Source organism: Nocardioides sp. Root1257 (assembly GCF_001425175.1).
Taxonomy (GTDB): Bacteria; Actinomycetota; Actinomycetes; order Propionibacteriales; family Nocardioidaceae; genus Nocardioides.
This window is the reverse complement of sequence record NZ_LMDV01000008.1, coordinates 814,777-830,861: the sequence shown is the minus strand read 5'-3', so window position 1 is coordinate 830,861 and position 16,085 is coordinate 814,777. Positions and strand designations below refer to the sequence as shown.

General features: G+C 72.4%; 21 protein-coding genes. 8 read left to right on the top strand and 13 right to left on the bottom strand.

Annotated features, from left to right (window positions below; genetic code table 11):
* Positions 1-65 precede the first annotated feature (65 nt).
* Complete coding sequence (locus ASC77_RS12030) at positions 66-890, bottom strand: helix-turn-helix domain-containing protein (RefSeq protein WP_056152709.1); 825 nt, start codon at positions 888-890, stop codon at positions 66-68.
* A 50-nt stretch (positions 891-940) separates the two neighbouring features.
* Here ASC77_RS12030 and ASC77_RS12025 point away from each other — a divergent pair, with 50 nt between their 5' ends.
* On the top strand, positions 941-1,462 hold the full coding sequence (locus ASC77_RS12025) for a maleylpyruvate isomerase family mycothiol-dependent enzyme (protein ID WP_056152706.1): 522 nt from the start codon (positions 941-943) through the stop codon (positions 1,460-1,462).
* A 7-nt stretch (positions 1,463-1,469) separates the two neighbouring features.
* On the opposite strand, the gene ASC77_RS12020 is transcribed toward ASC77_RS12025, so the two are convergent.
* The 7 genes from ASC77_RS12020 to miaA are packed head-to-tail and all read right to left on the bottom strand — an operon-like array spanning position 1,470 to position 8,021.
* On the bottom strand, positions 1,470-2,246 hold the full coding sequence (locus tag ASC77_RS12020; protein WP_056152703.1) for an SDR family NAD(P)-dependent oxidoreductase: 777 nt from the start codon (positions 2,244-2,246) through the stop codon (positions 1,470-1,472).
* A gap of 20 nt (positions 2,247-2,266) precedes the next feature.
* A complete protein-coding gene (dapF, locus tag ASC77_RS12015; protein WP_056152701.1) occupies positions 2,267-3,088 on the bottom strand; it encodes a diaminopimelate epimerase in 822 nt (273 codons plus the stop codon).
* Positions 3,081-3,722 carry a pyridoxamine 5'-phosphate oxidase family protein gene (locus ASC77_RS12010; RefSeq protein WP_056152697.1) on the bottom strand — a complete coding sequence of 214 codons (642 nt, stop codon included), beginning with the start codon at positions 3,720-3,722 and terminating at the stop codon, positions 3,081-3,083. Before ASC77_RS12010 ends, dapF begins: the two co-directional genes overlap by 8 nt.
* 37 nt (positions 3,723-3,759) lie before the next feature.
* Complete coding sequence (gene ggt, locus ASC77_RS12005; protein WP_056152694.1) at positions 3,760-5,607, bottom strand: gamma-glutamyltransferase; 1,848 nt, start codon at positions 5,605-5,607, stop codon at positions 3,760-3,762.
* Between the two features lie 35 nt (positions 5,608-5,642).
* A complete protein-coding gene (locus ASC77_RS12000) occupies positions 5,643-6,167 on the bottom strand; it encodes a dihydrofolate reductase family protein (protein WP_056152690.1) in 525 nt (174 codons plus the stop codon).
* Entirely contained in the window at positions 6,164-7,072 is a 909-nt protein-coding gene (locus tag ASC77_RS11995; RefSeq protein ID WP_056152687.1) for a helix-turn-helix domain-containing protein, read from the bottom strand. The genes ASC77_RS12000 and ASC77_RS11995 overlap by 4 nt, the downstream gene beginning before the upstream one ends.
* Positions 7,073-7,076: 4 nt before the next feature.
* A complete protein-coding gene (gene miaA / locus ASC77_RS11990) occupies positions 7,077-8,021 on the bottom strand; it encodes a tRNA (adenosine(37)-N6)-dimethylallyltransferase MiaA (protein ID WP_235547606.1) in 945 nt (314 codons plus the stop codon).
* A gap of 179 nt (positions 8,022-8,200) precedes the next feature.
* On the opposite strand from miaA, the gene ASC77_RS26625 reads away from it, so the two are divergent.
* Genes ASC77_RS26625 through ASC77_RS11970 form a run of 6 tightly spaced genes read left to right on the top strand, consistent with a single transcriptional unit; the run spans position 8,201 to position 9,703 of the window.
* Positions 8,201-8,341, top strand: a complete 141-nt coding sequence (locus ASC77_RS26625) for a hypothetical protein (protein WP_156391045.1) — start codon at positions 8,201-8,203, stop codon at positions 8,339-8,341.
* A 1-nt stretch (position 8,342) separates the two neighbouring features.
* The gene (locus ASC77_RS11985; protein WP_056152683.1) at positions 8,343-8,546 is read left to right on the top strand and encodes an antitoxin; all 204 of its coding nucleotides are present in this window, start codon (positions 8,343-8,345) and stop codon (positions 8,544-8,546) included.
* Positions 8,547-8,558: 12 nt separating this feature from the next.
* The gene (locus ASC77_RS26620) at positions 8,559-8,714 is read left to right on the top strand and encodes a hypothetical protein (RefSeq protein ID WP_156391044.1); all 156 of its coding nucleotides are present in this window, start codon (positions 8,559-8,561) and stop codon (positions 8,712-8,714) included.
* Positions 8,711-9,184, top strand: coding sequence for an NUDIX hydrolase (locus ASC77_RS11980; RefSeq protein WP_056152681.1), 474 nt, complete (start codon positions 8,711-8,713; stop codon positions 9,182-9,184). The genes ASC77_RS26620 and ASC77_RS11980 overlap by 4 nt, the downstream gene beginning before the upstream one ends.
* A gap of 10 nt (positions 9,185-9,194) precedes the next feature.
* Entirely contained in the window at positions 9,195-9,467 is a 273-nt protein-coding gene (locus tag ASC77_RS11975) for a hypothetical protein (RefSeq protein WP_056152678.1), read from the top strand.
* A complete protein-coding gene (locus ASC77_RS11970) occupies positions 9,464-9,703 on the top strand; it encodes a hypothetical protein (RefSeq protein ID WP_056152673.1) in 240 nt (79 codons plus the stop codon). Before ASC77_RS11975 ends, ASC77_RS11970 begins: the two co-directional genes overlap by 4 nt.
* Here the strand turns inward: ASC77_RS11970 and ASC77_RS11965 are convergent.
* The 3 genes from ASC77_RS11965 to miaB all read right to left on the bottom strand — a co-directional run bounded on the left by ASC77_RS11965 (position 9,690) and on the right by miaB (position 12,738).
* Positions 9,690-10,415 (bottom strand): hypothetical protein, encoded by a 726-nt coding sequence (locus ASC77_RS11965; RefSeq protein WP_056152670.1) that lies wholly within the window; start codon positions 10,413-10,415, stop codon positions 9,690-9,692. The two genes, ASC77_RS11970 and ASC77_RS11965, sit on opposite strands and share 14 nt — an antisense overlap.
* A gap of 99 nt (positions 10,416-10,514) precedes the next feature.
* Entirely contained in the window at positions 10,515-11,246 is a 732-nt protein-coding gene (locus ASC77_RS11960; protein WP_056152667.1) for a peptidase E, read from the bottom strand.
* Positions 11,236-12,738 (bottom strand): tRNA (N6-isopentenyl adenosine(37)-C2)-methylthiotransferase MiaB, encoded by a 1,503-nt coding sequence (gene miaB, locus ASC77_RS11955; protein ID WP_056152664.1) that lies wholly within the window; start codon positions 12,736-12,738, stop codon positions 11,236-11,238. Before miaB ends, ASC77_RS11960 begins: the two co-directional genes overlap by 11 nt.
* 99 nt (positions 12,739-12,837) lie before the next feature.
* Between miaB and ASC77_RS11950 the strand changes: the two genes are divergently transcribed.
* Entirely contained in the window at positions 12,838-14,313 is a 1,476-nt protein-coding gene (locus ASC77_RS11950) for a CehA/McbA family metallohydrolase (protein WP_082574650.1), read from the top strand.
* Here the strand turns inward: ASC77_RS11950 and ASC77_RS11945 are convergent.
* Both ASC77_RS11945 and ASC77_RS11940 read right to left on the bottom strand, forming a co-directional pair.
* A complete protein-coding gene (locus ASC77_RS11945) occupies positions 14,306-14,944 on the bottom strand; it encodes a response regulator (protein ID WP_200944967.1) in 639 nt (212 codons plus the stop codon). The genes ASC77_RS11950 and ASC77_RS11945 overlap by 8 nt on opposite strands.
* Positions 14,941-16,020, bottom strand: a complete 1,080-nt coding sequence (locus ASC77_RS11940; protein ID WP_056152661.1) for a sensor histidine kinase — start codon at positions 16,018-16,020, stop codon at positions 14,941-14,943. The genes ASC77_RS11945 and ASC77_RS11940 overlap by 4 nt, the downstream gene beginning before the upstream one ends.
* Between the last annotated feature and the right edge of the window lie 65 nt (positions 16,021-16,085).

Sequence of the window (16,085 nt, the reverse complement as noted above, 5' to 3'; positions counted from 1 at the left end):
CCGTCCGACGGGACAGGTACGGCGACGTGACGTGTCGGTCAACGCTCAGTGATCAGCAGGGTGGATCAGTGTGGTTGGGCCGCGAACTCCCCCGGCGTCAGCCCGGTGACCGAGCGGAAGTCGCGGCCGAAGTGCGCCTGGTCGGCGTACCCGAGGTCGGCGGCGACGCGCGCCAGGTCGGGCCGCTCCGTGCCGGCGAGCCGTTCGGCGGCCTCGTGCAGGCGGCGGCGCTGGATCAGCCACTTCGGGGACAGGCCGATGCGGCGCGCGGTCAGGCGTTGCAGGGTGCGCTCGGTGATCGCGAACTTGTCGCAGACCTGACCGACCCGGTGCACCTCCGGGTCGCCCTCGACGTACTCGACGACGGCGTTGACGAGCAGGCCCTCCTCGTCGACCGGCAGCAGCCGGGCGAGGCTCTCCTCGACGGCGGTCACCGCGAGCGCGCGACGGTCCGGGTCGTCGGGCCGGTCGTCGACGGCCTCGCGGATCCGCTCCTCGAGCGCGGTGTCGCCCAGACCCGAACCACTCAGCGGGACGGCTCGGTCGGTCAGGTTGCCCACCGGCTCGCCGAGGATCGCGATCCCGGCCGCCGGCTGCAGCATCGTGCCGAGCGCCCAGCCCGACCCCGAGAGCTGCTGGGTCGACAGGCCGCTGGTGGGCCCGACGAGCAGGGCGTAGTCGTCCGACACGACGACCAGGCAGACGGGGTACTGCAGCACCCGCTGCACCGAGGACGTCCCGTCGGGCAGCGACCAGACCGGCATCCAGTAGCGGCGCACGACGTCCGTGAGCTCCGGGCTCGGTGCGTAGCGGTGGATCGGCGGCGTGTAGCCCGCCTCGTCGAGCAGGTGCGCGCGCTCCGTCGGGTCGATCTCGCGCGGCGTCTCCATGTGTCGGATTCTTTCAAGAACCACCGACCGCGAAACGCGATCGTGGGCGTATGACCTTCTTCGACGAAGCCGCCGACCGCTTAACCGACACCGTCTCCGCGACCACCGACTGGTCCGCCGCCAGCCCGTGCGAGGACTGGACGGCGGCGGACGTCGTCGACCACGTCGTCGACACCGAGCGCCAGTTCCTCGAGGGCCACGACGTCGACCTGGGCGAGCGGCCGACGGGATCGCCGGCAGACGTGTGGGCGGCGCACCTGGCCGCCGTACGACCGGCGGTGACCGACGACCTCCGGTCCCGTGAGTACGACGGCTTCTTCGGTCGTACGACGATCGGCGCGACGCTCGACGCGTTCTACGGCTTCGACCTGGTCGTGCACGGCTGGGACCTCGGGTCGTCCAACGGACGGCCGACCACGTTCACCGACGCCGACCTGGACGCGATGGACGCCGCGTTCGTGGGCTTCGGCGACCACGCGTACGACGACGGTGTCTTCCATCGGCCGGTCGACGTACCCGAGGACGCCGACCGGCAGACGAAGCTGCTGGCCCGGATGGGCCGGCGGGTCTGAGCCGGGTCTACTTCGGGGGCATCCGGATGCCGCCGTCGACGCGGATCACCTCGGCGTTCATGTAGCTGTTGGTGATGCACTCGACGACCATGCTGGCGAGCTCGTCCGGGACGCCGAGGCGCTTCGGGAAGAGCACGTTGGAGCCGAGGTTGGCCTTGAACGCGTCGGAGTCCGGGCCCTCGCCGTAGATCGGGGTGTCGATCAGGCCGGGGGCGACCGTGTTGAGGCGGATGCCGGAGGCGGACAGGTCGCGCGCGACCGGGAGGGTCATGCCCACGACGCCGCCCTTGGAGGCGGAGTAGGACGCCTGCCCGATCTGGCCGTCGAACGCGGCGACCGAGGCCAGGTTGACGATGGCGCCGCGGCAGCCGTCGGCGTCGGGCTCGTTGCGGCTCATCGCCGTCGCCGCGAGGCGGGTCATGTCGAAAGTGCCGATCAGGTTGATCGCGATCACCTTGCGGAACGCGTCGAGGTCGTGCGCCGAGTCGTACTCGCCGTCGCGGCCGATGGTCCGCTGGGCCCAGCCGATGCCGGCCGAGTTGACGACCGCGCGCAGCGGCGCGATCGCGGCGGCGGCGTCGACCGCGGCCTTGATCTGGTCGGTGTCGGTCACGTCGACCTGAGCGAAGACGCCGCCGATCTCCTCGGCGAGGGCTTCACCCTTGTCCGCCTGGAGGTCGGCGACCACGACGATCGCGCCCTTGGCGGCGAGCTGGCGCGCGGCCGCGGCACCGATGCCCGACGCGCCGCCCGTGACGATGGCACTTGCTCCGTTGATGTCCATGGCCCGGAGCATAGAACGGGTTACAGCGAGGTGGTCCCCCGGGCCACGACCACCGCCGGGCCCGTCAGCAGCACCCGGTCGTCCTCGGTCCAGGTCACGGTGAGCGTGCCGCCGGGGACGTCGACCCGGTACGCCGAGCCGGGGCCGAGCCCGTCTGCGACCGCGGCCGCGACCATGACGGCACAGGCCCCGGTGCCGCAGGAGCGGGTCTCCCCGGAGCCGCGCTCGTGGACGCGCATCGCGACGTGCCGCTCGCCCCGGCGTACGACGAACTCGACGTTCACGCCGTCGGGGTAGGTCGCCGCGTCGTGCTCCGGGGCCTCGAGGAGCGTCCCGGCGTCGTCGAGCGAGTCGACGAACGCGACCGCGTGCGGGTTGCCCATGTCGACGTGCCGCGCCACCCAGGCGTGGCCGGGGACGGCGACCTTCGACTCGCCGAGGACGCGCGGCGAGCCCATGTCGGCGGTGATCAGGTCGCCCTCGACGGTCAGCGTCTTCACGCCGTCGCGGGTGCCGATCGGGATCGGCCGGGACGGGTCGGCCAGACCCTCCTCGACCAGGTGCCGGGCGAAGACGCGGATGCCGTTGCCGCACATCTCGGAGAGCGAGCCGTCGGCGTTGCGGTAGTCCATGAACCACCGGTCGCCCTCGCGGACCACGCGCAGCACGCCATCGCCACCGATGCCGGCCCGGCGGTCGCAGAGCGCACGCACCCGCTCCGCCATCTGCTGCTCGGACAGGTCGCCGTGCAGCGAGCCGTCGTGGTCGGGCAGCAGCACGAAGTCGTTCTCCGTGCCGTGGCCCTTGAGGAAGGGGTACTGGGACGAGGGTGTCTCAGGCATACATCCCCTTCGCGTAGTTCTCCGGCTTGTAGTACTCGTCGAGCTGCTCGAGGCTCAGGTCGCTCGGCTCGACGTCGCGTGCGATCACCGCCCGCCGCGGGACGGTGCCGTTCGGGTCCCAGGTCTCCGGGTCCCACAGGCCGGAGCGCAGGAACGCCTTCGCGCAGTGGAAGAAGATCTCCTCGATCTCGACGACGACGGCCAGGATCGGCCGGTGTCCCTTGACGACCATCTCGTCGAAGAACGGCGCATCGCTGACGAGCCGGGCGCGGCCGTTGATGCGCAGCGTGTCGCCACGACCGGGGATGAAGAAGTTCAGCCCGACGTGCGGGTTCTGCAGCATGTTCTTGTAGCCGTCGGCGCGCTTGTTGCCCGGCCGCTCCGCGATCGCGATGGTGCGGTCGTCGAGGACGTGGACGAGCCGGCCGGACGGGTCCCCCTTCGGCGACACGTCGCACTCCCCGAGGGCCGACGACGTCGCCAGCACGCAGAACGGCGTCGCGGCCAGCCAGTCCCGGTCCACGTCGAGCAGCGCCGTACGCCCCTTGTCGCGGGCACGGGCGTTCGGCTCACCGAGCAGGTCGACGAGGTCGTCGACGGTCGTGATCTCGGTCCAGGTCGGGGTGCTGGTCACCCCACCACGGTACCGGCGCGGTCACCGCGCCCCGACATCAATTCCGAGGGCGGACCACCGCCGCCGCACCCCCACCGCGGCGCTTCGGCTCGGCGACCGCGGTCAGCCGGTTGCCGGGGCCGAACTCGATGCCGGTGGCGGCACCGATCTCGTGGGTGCCGGTGAAGATGTCCTCGTAGGTTTCGACGTCGTGGCCGAGGGCCTTCAGCGCGGCGCCGTAGCGCCGCACGAAGGCGGGCTCCGCCTGGTCAGTCGCGGTGTTGCGCTGCGTGGCCCGCGGCGCGGCGATGGCCTGGGGCAGGGTCATGCCGAGGTCGAGGCGGTCCACCAGCACCTGCAGCACGGTCGTGATGATCGTCGACCCGCCAGGCGAGCCCACGGCGAGCATCGGCTCGCCCTTCTTCAGCACGATCGTCGGTGACATCGAGGACCGCGGGCGCTTGAGCGGCTCGATCCGGTTGGGGTCGGCGGGGTCGTAGACGGCCGAGAAGTCGGTGAGCTCGTTGTTGAGCAGGAAGCCGCGCCCGGGCACCACGATGCCGGAGCCGCCGGTCTGCTCGATGGTGAGCGTGTACTCGACGACGTTGCCCCACTTGTCGGAGACGGTGAGGTTGGTCGTCTGGGTGTTCTCGGTGTCGTCGGTGCGGGTCGCGCTGGTCGACCCGGTGCCGCACTTGCCGTCGTACGACGTGACGTCGCCGGCCTCGAGCGGCTTGGCCAGCGTGCTGCGCGGAGCGATCTGGCAGGCGCGCTCGGCGGCGTACTTGTCGGACAGCAGTCGCTTCAGCGGCACCTTCACCTGGGCGGGGTCCCCGACGTACTTGCCGCGGTCCGCGAAGGCGAGCGCGCTCGCCTCGAGGTAGCGGTGCAGGGCCTGTGCGCGCGGCAGCCGGCCCAGCTTCGAGCGCTCGAGGATGTTGAGCGCCTCGCCGACCGTCGAGCCGCCCGAGGACGACCCGGCCATGCCGTAGACGTCGAGCCCACGGTAGCCGATCTTCGTCGGCTTGCGGTCGAGCGCGCGGTAGCGCGCCAGGTCGCGCCTGACCATGAAGCCCTTCGGGACCGGCAGCGTGGTGCCCTTCGTCTTCGGGGGCTTGCGCACGGCGCGGACGATCTCGCCGGAGAGCACGCCGCGGTAGAAGGCGTCGGGGCCCTTGCGGGCGAGCAGCCGGTACGTCGCGGCGAGGTCCGGGTTGCGGAACGTGCTGCCCACGCGCGGCGCGTGGCCACCCCGCCAGTACAGCTTGCGGGTCGGCACGAACGCCTTGAACCGCTCCTCGTTCTGCACCACCTGGCCGCGGAAGGTCGGGTCGACGGTGAAGCCGTCCTCGGCCAGGTCGGCGGCGGGCCGCAGCGACGACGCCAGCGAGCGGGTGCCCCAGCGATCGAGCGCGCGCTGCCAGGTGGCGAGCGTGCCGGGCACACCGACCGAGACGCCGCTGGTCACCAGCTCCGGCGAGAAGTTGTAGGGCTCGGCCGTCACCGGGTCGATGAACGCGTCGTGCGGCATCTTCGCGGGCGCGGTCTCGCGGCCGTCGATCGTCTGCACCTTGCCCGTCTTCGCGGAGTAGTGCACGAAGTAGCCACCGCCACCGATGCCCGCACTGAAGGGCTCGGTCACGCCCAGCGCCGCGGCAGTGGCCACGGCGGCGTCCGTGGCGTTGCCGCCCTCCCGCAGGACCTGCAGCCCGACCCGCGTCGCGTAGGGGTCGACCGAGGTCACCGCGCCGCCGGACCCGTGGGCGGTTGCCCGCTTGGGCGGCTCAGAGCCCGCTCGGGCCGGTGCGGCCTGGACTGGTGCGGCCTGGCCCGGCGGGGCGGCCACCAGGGTGGCGAGCAGGGCGAGAGGCAGGGCAGACGACAGGGCGATCCCGAGGCGGCGCATAGAACTCCCGTGCCCGGTCTCGACGGGCTGAAACGTCAGCCGTCGCGCACCACGGAGTAGCGGGCGCAGAGGAACTCGCGGTTCTGGCCGTGCTCCTCGAGCCGCATCTCGATCCGGTCCGGCAGCAGCGGCGCGCCGCCGCCGAGGGTCAGCGGCGCGTACTGCACCCAGAGCTCGTCGAGCAGGCCGGCCTCCGCGAACTGGCCGACGAGGCCGCCACCGCCCATCAGCCAGATGTCCTTGCCACCGGCCGCCTCGGTCATCGCGGCGTGCACGTCGCGCACGTCGTCGGTCGTGAGCGTGACGCCTGCGCGCGGCGCGAACTCGCGGTGCGTGAACACCCACGTCGGCAACGTGGAGTCCCAGGCGTCGCCCTCCTGGTCGAGCACCCACTGGTACGTCGTGGCGCCGACCGCGGCCGCGCCCATCTCGGCCCGGAAGCCTCCGAAGCTCATGAAGCCGTCCTGGTCGATGTCGCGGCTGAGCAGCCAGGACAGCGAGTTGTCCGGATCGGCGATGAAGCCGTCGAGCGAGCTGGCCGTGTAGTAGATCGTCCTCATGCCGTCTCCGTCCGTCGCAGCCAGTTGATGGGGTCGCCCTCGTCGACCTCGACGCCGTGCTCGCGCAGCATCGCGCGGACGCCGAGGCGCCGGTGCGCGTCGTAGGTCAGGACGTGGGCGACGATGCTGCCGAGCACGAAGCTCTCGGGGGGCTCGCAGAGCGCGTCGACGATCCGGTCGTCCCAGGCCCGCCGGCGCTCGATGTCGCGCACCATCTCCAGCCACCGCGCGGCGGCGTCGTCGTGGCGGTCGAGCAGGGAGCCCACGTCGTCCGAGCGCGCGGCCGGGAACTCCTCGCCCAGCACCGCCGCGAGCCAGACCTCCTTCGTGAACACCAGGCTGGTCAGCACCGCCGCGACCGACGCCTCCTCCCCCTCCCAGCTGTGCACCCGGCTCCCGCCGGGCAGCTCGCGCCGGTAGGCGTCGTCGCTCAGCTGCTTGGCCAGCACGAGGAGGTCGCGGGTGTCGTCGAGGTCGTGGTGGACCAGCAGGTCCAGCGGCTGGGTCATGGTCTGCTCCCCGGTGTGCACCCACAGGGACATGGGCGGGTGGAAGTGGATGCCGTTCGGTGCCGGCAGCCAGTGGCTGCCCGCGTCCTGCTCGGCGAGCTGGCTGGGCGGGTGCCCGTACGCCTTCGCGAACGCACGGCTGAACCCCTCGACGGAGTCGTAGCCGGCGCCGAAGGCCACGTCGGTGACCGACGACCCGCGCCGCAGCTGCCACGCGGCGCGCTCGAGCATCACCCGGCGACGCATCGCCACGGGCGGCTCCCCCGCGCCGGCCGAGAGCTGGCGCGCGAAGTGGTACGGCGACGAGAACGCCCCCTGTGCCATGTCGTCCAGGCTCCGGTGCTCCTCGTCGAGCACCGCGTCGAGGAGCTCGCGGAGACGGTCGCGTGCGGTCATGCGATCAGTCTGGCGGCGAATCGCCCTCGATCGCCCGACCGATCTTGCTCAGGGCGTGGTCGACGAGCTCCGGGTCGTCGTGCCGGAGCCACACGATCCGCGGGTCCTTGCGGAACCAGCCGTCCTGGCGACGAGCGAACCGTCGGGTCGCGAAGACGGTGCGGTCGCGGGCCTCGTCGAGGCTGATCTCGCCACGAAGGTGCGCCATCACCTCGCGGTAGCCGATCGCGACCGAGGCCGTCCGTCCCTCCGCGAGCCCCTCGGTCAGCAGGCGCTCGACCTCGGCGACGAAGCCGGCCTCGAACATCAGGTCCACCCGCCGCGCGATCCGCTCGTCGAGGGTCGGCCGGTCGATGTCGACGCCGATCTGGACGGTGTGCGGGTCGGCGTAATCGAGCGTCGGGAGCGAGGCGCTGTAGGGCCGTCCGGTGAGCTCGATGACCTCGAGGGCCCGGACCGTGCGGCGGCCGTTCTCGACCAGCATCCGCGAGGCGGCGTCGGGGTCGAGCGTACGCAGCCGGTCGTACATCGCGGCGGGGCCGACCTCGGCCAGCTCGGCCTCGAGCCGGGTCCGGACCGCGTGGTCGGTCGCGGGGAACTCGAAGCGGTCCACGATCGCCCGGGTGTAGAGCGCCGAGCCGCCGACCAGGACGGGGGTGCGCCCGCCGGCCCGCAGGTCGGCCACGACCTCGCGCGCCCAGTCCTGGAACTCGGCGACAGTGGCGGGCTCGCGCACGTCGCGGGTGTCGAGCAGGTGGTGCGGGATGCCGCGGCGCTCGCCGACCGGCAGCTTCGCCGTACCGATGTCCATGCCGCGGTAGACCTGCATCGCGTCCGTGTTCACGATCTCGCCGTCGAGGCGCTCGGCCAGGTCGAGCGACAGGTTGGTCTTGCCGGACGCCGTGGCACCGACGACGGCCACGATCGGGACCGTCCGGCTTGGCTTCACATGACAAGGGTATGGATGCCGCCTGTGGCCTGCTACGCGCCGCCCATCACGCACGCTGGCTTCGTTGCCGTTCGCTCGACGTGCCGCTGGCACGCCTTCGCTCCGGCGCCTCGCCATCGCACGCGCTGGACGACGCTCGCGACGGCCACAGTTGGCATCCACACCCTAGTCTGGCAAACATGACTGAGACCTCGAAGCCGCCCGGAGAGCACGACAGCGAGCTGCCCGACGAGCACGACGCGCCGCGGCCCTCCGGCGAGCAGGAGGAGAATGCAGAGACGTCGTTGGACGAACCGTCCGACGGCTCGGGAGGTGAGTGAGATGAGCTTCTTCGACAAGGCCAAGGACACGGTCTCGGACGCCGTGGACAAGCACGGCGACCAGATCGCCGACGGCATCGACAAGGCCGCCGACTTCGTGGACGACAAGACCGGCGGCAAGCACGGCGACAAGATCAAGGGCGGGGCCGACAAGGCCAAGGACGCCCTGGACAAGCTGGACGGCAAGAACGACGACATCCGCTGAGGTGGTGGCGCCATGAGTGAGTTCGATCTCCACGAGGACCCGCTGCCCGAGGACGAGCCGGCCGACGACGGGGCTCCGGTCTCGGACGACACCGGCACCGTCTACGGCAGCGAGGGCGAGGCGGAGCTGACCCCGCACGACGTCGAGGACGACGAGGACGAGGAGTGACGCAGAGCCCCACGCACGGCCGCTTCGTGGTCGTGCCGGCGTCGTACGTCTTCCTGCTGCGGGATCGCACCTCGGGCACCGAGGTGCTCCTCCAACTGCGGCAGCACACCGGCTACATGGACGACCACTGGGCCGCTGCCGCGGCCGGCCACGTCGAGCAGGGCGAGACGGCGTACGACGCCGCGCACCGCGAGGCGCACGAGGAGCTCGGGGTCACGGACCTGGACCTGGAGTTCGTGACGTCGATGCAGCGTCACGGCAGCGAGCTGCCGATCGACCAGCGGATCGACTTCTTCTTCACGGCCCGGTCGTGGTCGGGCGAACCACGCATCATCGAGCCCGAGAAGGCCGCCGACCTGCGCTGGTGCCCGCTCGACGCGCTGCCGGAGCCCGTGGTGCCGCACGAGCGCTCCGTGTTGGAGGGGCTGCGAACGGGTACCACCACCGCGTACTCCACCTTCGGATTCTGAGGAGGCACCTGTGACGTCCGACGACCTGGGTCCCATGCCCGATCCCGTCATCGAGCCCGGCGAGCCCAACCCCGGGGGCGTCGACGCCCTCGTGGACGACAGCGGCCCGATCGCGATCCCCGACCTCACGCCCGACGAGAACCCCGCGCTCGACGACAAGGCGCCGGAGACCGTCAAGGAGGAGGTGTCGGACAGCGAGGACACCTCCACCGAGGCGACCGAGGACGACGACGGCGCCGACGGCAACACGGGCCAGGAGGCCGAGAAGGAGTCGCCGGCATGAGCGGCGACGGCGACGAGGAGCTCCAGTCCTCCACGCCCGGCTCCAGCGGTCCTGCTCGCGCGTCCGGCGAGATGGGCGTCAGCAGCGAGCGCGTCGGGCCGACCGGCCCCGGCCAGGAGGCGACCGACGGGCTGCGCGACGTCTCCGAGCACGAGCGCGACCCCGACGAGGAGACGCTGCCCGAGCAGTCGACGGGCAACCCCGAGGACAACCCCGAGGGGCCTACGGACAGCTGACGGCGGCGACGTCGGTCGACAGCACCCTGCTGCCGCGCGCGGACACCTCGACGTGCGTCGATCCCCCCGCGGGGACGGGGAGGTAGTAGTTGACGGTCGACGCGGGCCGGACCGCCACGGACGCGGAGGAATCGCCGTACGACGACGCGATCGTGTAGCCGATCGTCGAGTCGGTGGTGCCCCGGTTGTCGAGCACGACCTGGGCGACCGAGTCCGGGCCCTGGCACGACACGCCGCCGAGTGCAGCCACCGGGTGGACGGTCGCGACGTAGCACGACGGGCGAGCCGGGACGAGCGCCGAGAGCACCAGCCTCTTGCGACCCATCTCCGGGACCCGGACCCGCACCGAGGCCGTCGTCCGCTGCGCCACCGACACGACGACCGTCCGCTTCCGGTGCGCGCCGACCCACTGGTAGACGACCGGACCGGCGACCCGGTCGCCGGCGCGGACGACCTTGAACTGCACCCGGCGCGAGGACCGACGGTTGTCGAGGACGAGGGCGCGGCGGGTGATGCCCGTCGAGGCGTCCTTGACGCACGTGTCGTGGCGCGACAGCGCCGCGCGGGCGTCGTAGACGGGTACCGCAGTGCCCGCGGCGGAGGCGGGCGACGCGGCGGTCGCCGTCGCGGTCAACGTAGCGGCCAACGTTGCGGTGAGCATGGTGGCGACGGCGCCGAGGACGGCTGTCGTCCCGATCGTGATCGTGCGCATGGAGGGTGTCCTTCCCGAGGTGAGACCGATGAGGGCGACAGCCTCCGCCTCGCGGGTACGCCGATCAAGGACGCTTTCGCGACCTGTGGACAACCCCGACTAGGACAGTCGGGTGACGTCGAGCTCGGTCTCGACCGCCTCGCCGTCGGCTCCGCGCTCGACGAAGTAGACACCGGCGCCGTCGCGCTCGGCGTACGCCTCGACCATCTCGGTGCCGCGATAGAGCAGGCCTGCGCCGTCGTCGGTCGCGTAGCCCGCCGGCAGCGTGCCGTCGGCGATGAGCGACTGGAAGAGCGGGCGGCGCTGCTCCTCGCTGTCGTAGTGCACGCCGTTGGACCACGGCAGCAGGCCCAGGCCGTTGGTGATCGGGCGCAGCTGCGGACCGAACGAGTCCGTGGTGCCGCCGAGGTGCCAGCAGATCGAGCCGGCCGAGACCCCGGTCAGCACGACACCGGCCTCCCAGGCGGTGCGCATCGCCTCGTCGACGCCGTGCAGCCGCCACATCGCCAGCAGGCCGGCGACGCTGCCGCCCCAGACCCACACGACGTCCTGCTCGAGCAGGTGCGCGGTGACGTCGTCGACGTTCGGCATCGTGAACAGCTGGAGGTGCGAGGCGTGCAGGCCGCGGCGCTGCGCCGCGGAGTAGAACTCGTGGTAGAGCTTCGGGTCGTCGCCGCAGGCGGTGCCGAGGAAGGTCACCTTCGGCGCGCGGCCGGTGACCCCGGAGAGCTCGATCGCGAGGTCGGTCAGCGGGCCGACGCCCCAGCGGATCCGGTCGGCGGTCGCCCAGCCACCCGAGGTGGCGAGGATGGTCGGTGCGTCAGCGGGCACAGGCGTCGGCCTCCGGCAGCGGGGCGGGTACGCCGATCGCCGGCATGCCCAGGGACACCCCGGCGGGCGCCGGGGAGGAGGTGCGCGCCTGCCAGGCATCGCCCGACCGGGTGCGGCGTACGTCGGTGGCGGGACCGTCCGCCACGAGGTGGTGCGGGGCGGCGTACGTGATCTCGACGGTGACCATGTCGCCCGGCCGGACGTCGACGCCCTCGGGCGGCGCGAAGTGCACGAGGCGGTTGTCGGGTCCGCGGCCGGAGAGCCGGTGCGTGGCCTTGTCCTTGCGGCCCTCTCCCTCGGAGACCATCAGCTCGACGCGACGGCCGACGAGGCGCTTGTTCTCCTCCCACGCGATCTCGTTGACCAGTGCGGCCAGCCGCTCGTAGCGGTCCTTGACCACCTCGGGCGGGACCTGGTCGTCGAGCGTCGCCGCGGGGGTGCCGGGGCGCTTGGAGTACTGGAAGGTGAACGCACCCGAGAAGCGCGCCGCCCGGACGACGTCGAGCGTCGCCTGGAAGTCCTCCTCGGTCTCGCCGGGGAAGCCCACGATGATGTCGGTGGTGATCGCCGCATCCGGCATGGCCGCGCGGACCCGCTCGATGATGCCGAGGTACTTCGCCTGCCGGTAGGACCGGCGCATGTCCTTGAGCACCTTGTCGGAGCCGGACTGCAGCGGCATGTGCAGCTGCGGCATCACGTTCGGGGTCTCGGCCATCGCCTCGATGACGTCGTCGGTGAACTCCGCCGGGTGCGGGCTGGTGAAGCGCACCCGCTCCAGCCCCTCGATGTCGCCGCACGCGCGCAGCAGCTTGGAGAACGCCTGACGGTCGCCGAACTCCACGCCGTACGCGTTGACGTTCTGGCCCAGCAGGGTGATCTCGGAGACGCCCTCGGCGACCAGCGCCTCGACCTCGGCCAGGATCTCGCCGGGCCGACGGTCCTTCTCCTTGCCGCGCAGCGCCGGGACGATGCAGAACGTGCAGGTGTTGTTGCAGCCCACCGACACCGACACCCAGGCGGCGTACGCCGAGTCCCGCTTGGTCGGCAGCGTCGACGGGAAGACCTCGAGCGACTCGAGGATCTCGACCTGCGCCTCCTCCATCACCCGCGCGCGCTCGAGGAGCGCCGGTAGCGAGCCGATGTTGTGGGTGCCGAAGACGACGTCGACGTACGGCGCCTTCGCGGTGATCGTCGAGCGGTCCTTCTGGGCCAGGCAGCCGCCGACCGCGATCTGCATGCCCGGGTTGGCGGCCTTCACCGGCGCCAGGTGGGAAAGGTTGCCGTAGAGCTTGTTGTCGGCGTTCTCGCGCACCGCGCACGTGTTGAAGACGACGACGTCGGCCTGCTCGTCCGCGGGCGCGGCGACGTACCCGGCGCCCTCCAGCAGCCCGGTCAGGCGCTCGGAGTCGTGGACGTTCATCTGGCACCCGTAGGTGCGGACCTCGTACGTGCGACCCGTCGCGGGCGGAGCGGTCTCAGGCGTGGCAGTCATGACCGGCCAAGCGTACGGCGGGCGCTCGCCCGGGCTGGAATCCAGTGCGTCCTCGGCAGGGGTGGCGGGGCGGGCGGACCGGGCTACGCTGCGCGCACCATGAGCACCGACCTCGACCGTCGCGCCCTGCTCCTCGCGGGAGCGGGCACCGTGACCACCGCCGCCCTGATGACCTTCGAGCCGGCCGTGGCCGGCACGACGACGACCAAGGTGTTCCGAGGGCGCTTCCGGGGCTCGAAGGTCCCGGACTGGGTCTACCTGCCCTTCCACGTGCCGGCCGGCGTCCGCGCGATCGAGGTGAGCTACAGCTACACCCCGACCGACGGTGGCCTGGTCACGGCGAACGTGGTCGACATCGGCATCTTCGACCCGTCCGGCGCCGGGCTCGGCAACGCGGCGGGCTTCCGCGGCTGGTCGGGCGGCGCCCGCCGGTCCTTCCGGCTCAGCCGGACGTCCGCGACGCCGGGCTATCTGCCGGGCCCCATCAGCAAGGGTCGCTGGCGGATCGCGCTGGGGCCCTACCAGATCACCGGCCCGGGCACGCCGTACGAGGTCCGGGTGACGCTGCACCACGGCAGGCCGATCCACAAGTTCCAGCGGATGCCCGCACCGACCTCCGTGCCGGGCACGGGTCCGGGCTGGTACCGCGGTGACCTGCACGTCCACACCGTCCACTCCGACGGCTCGCAGACGCAGCGCCAGGCGTACGTCGCAGCCAGGGCGGCCGGGCTCGACTTCCTCGGCAGCTCGGAGCACAACACGAGCTCGGCGCAGCTCACGTGGGGCAAGTACGTGCCCCCGGACTTCCTGGTCATCCCCGGCGAGGAGGTCACCACGCGCGCCGGCCACTGGCTCGCGACAGGTCTGCCCGCACGGGGTCCGCACGGCACCTGGATCGACTGGCGCTACCGGCCGGCGGACGGCAAGCTCGGCCGGTTCACCCGGCAGGTCCGCGACCTCGGCGGCCTGGCGATCACGGCGCACCCGGCGACCCCGGTCGACTCGATCCGCTGGGACTTCGGCTACGACGACATGGACGCGATCGAGGTCTGGAACGGACCGTGGTCCGGGACGAACGCGCTCACCAACGCGAACGCTCTCCGTACCTGGCACCAGCTCCTGGTGGCGGGCACGTTCCTGCCGGCCGTGGGCAACTCCGACTCCCACAACTCCGGTCAGCAGATCGGCGCGGCGCACACGGTCGTGCGCGCCGAGACCCTCTCGGTCGAGGCGATCATCGCCGGGTACCGGGCCGGCCACGCGTGGGTGACGGCCTCGTCGGGCATCGACCTCGACTTCACCGCGACGCTCGGCGGTGTCAGCGGTCAGTGTGGGGACCGCGTGCCCAGCGGGTCCGGCGACACCGTCGCCGTCCACCTCGGGGTGACGGGCATCGCTGCGGGCGACACCGCGACCCTGGTCGGCCCGAGCGGTCCTCCCCTCGGCACCGCCGTCGCCACCGACGGCACGCTCACCCTCGACACCACGGTGCCGGGCGGCACGTCGTTCGTGCGGGCCGAGGTCAAGCGCGGCTCGACGATGCTCGCCCTCACGAACCCGATCTTCCTCAGCTGAGGCCGGCGTCCCGGGCCGCCACCACGGCCTGGGCCCGGTCGCGCAGCCCGAGCTTGGCGAAGACGTGGCGCACGTGCGTCTTCACGGTGGCCATGCTGATCACCAGCTCGGCCGCGATCTCGGCGTTCGAGCGACCGGCACCGATCATCGCGAGCACCTCACGCTCCCGCTCGCTCAGCTCGTCGTAGCCCGGCGGCGGGGTGGCCGCGACCGGAGGGCGGGTCGCGAAGTTGGCCATCAGCCGGGCGAGCACGGCCGGTGCGACGACCGGCTCCCCCGCAGCGGCACGCCGTACGGCGTCGACCAGCGCCTCGCCGGTCACGTCCTTGAGCAGGTAGCCGACGGCGCCGGCGCGCAGGGCGTCCACCACGTGCTCGTCGGCGTCGAACGTCGTCAGGGCCACGACGGGCGTCGGGTGCTCGGCGCAGATGCGCCGGGTCGCCTCGATGCCGTCCATGCCGGGCATCCGCAGGTCCATCAGCACGACGTCCGGGGCCAGCTCGCCGGTGGCCGCGACAGCGGCGGCCCCGTCCCGCGCCTCGCCGACCACCTCCAGGCCGGCGAGCTCGAGGATCAGCCGCAGGCCCTGGCGCACCAGGTCCTGGTCGTCGACCACCAGCACCCGGATCACAGCGGCAGCTCCACCCGCACCGTGAACCGCCCGTCCCGCACGTCGGCGGCGAACTCGCCGTCGAGCAGCTCGGCCCGGTTGCGCATGCCGGTCAGGCCGCGACCCGCCGCGGGCACCGCCACCAGGTCGGTCGCGTTGGCAGCGACGAGCCGTACGGCGCCCGGGGTCCACGCCACCTCGATCGTGACCGGCGCACCCGGCGCGTGCCGGCCCGCGTTGGTGAGGCACTCGCGCACGACGCGGTTGACCGCGAGCCGGGCGCGCTCCTGACGCTCGTCCGGCGCGCCGGTGACGGTGAGCTCGTTCGCGATCCCGGCCGCGGCGGCCCGTCGGGCGACCTCGCGGACGTCCTCGGTGGCGCCGTGGACGCCGTCGTCGGAGGCGAGCAGGTCGAGCACGCCGCGCATCTCGGCGAGGGTGCGGTGGGCGGTGGTCCGGATCGCCTCGACCGGCTCGACCGCCCGATCGGGGGCCACCCGCAGCGCGGAGGCCGCAGCCTCCGCCTGGACGGCGATCAGGGTGACCTCATGGCCGACCACGTCGTGCAGCTCCTGGGCGATCCGCGCGCGTTCCGCCTCGACGGCCGACTCCTCCGCACGTCGCTGCTCCTCGCGCAGCCGGGTCGCGAGCCTCTCGAGCTCGGCGTTCTGCCGAGCGAGGTGGGCGACCAGCTGACCGGCCAGCACCGGCGCGACGACCGCGATGGCGGCACCGATCGCCGCGACCGGCGACTCGGGCCCGAGCAGCGTCCCGACGACCGTCGCGAGGCACGCCCACGCGGCCGTGGCCGCGACGACCGCTCGCGGCCGACCCCGGCTGCCGAGCGCGAAGAACTGGAGCACGACGCTGACGAACCCGAGGATCGGGTAGCCGTCCGTGGGCACGAACCAGAACGCCGTCGACACCAGTGCCGAGGCCACCGGGCGGGTACGCCGCCAGGCCAGCGGCAGCGTCGTACCCAGCACGTAGACATGGCCGACGACCCCGTCGGCGATCGGCCAGATCGTGACCTGCACCAGCCCGAGCACCGTGAAGGCCGTCGCCAGGACGGCATCGGTGCGGTTCGGCACGCTCACGCGACGCAGCGTAGGGCTCGGACGCCCGGCCGCGCCTCAGCCCTGGGGCTGATCCGAGGAGCCGC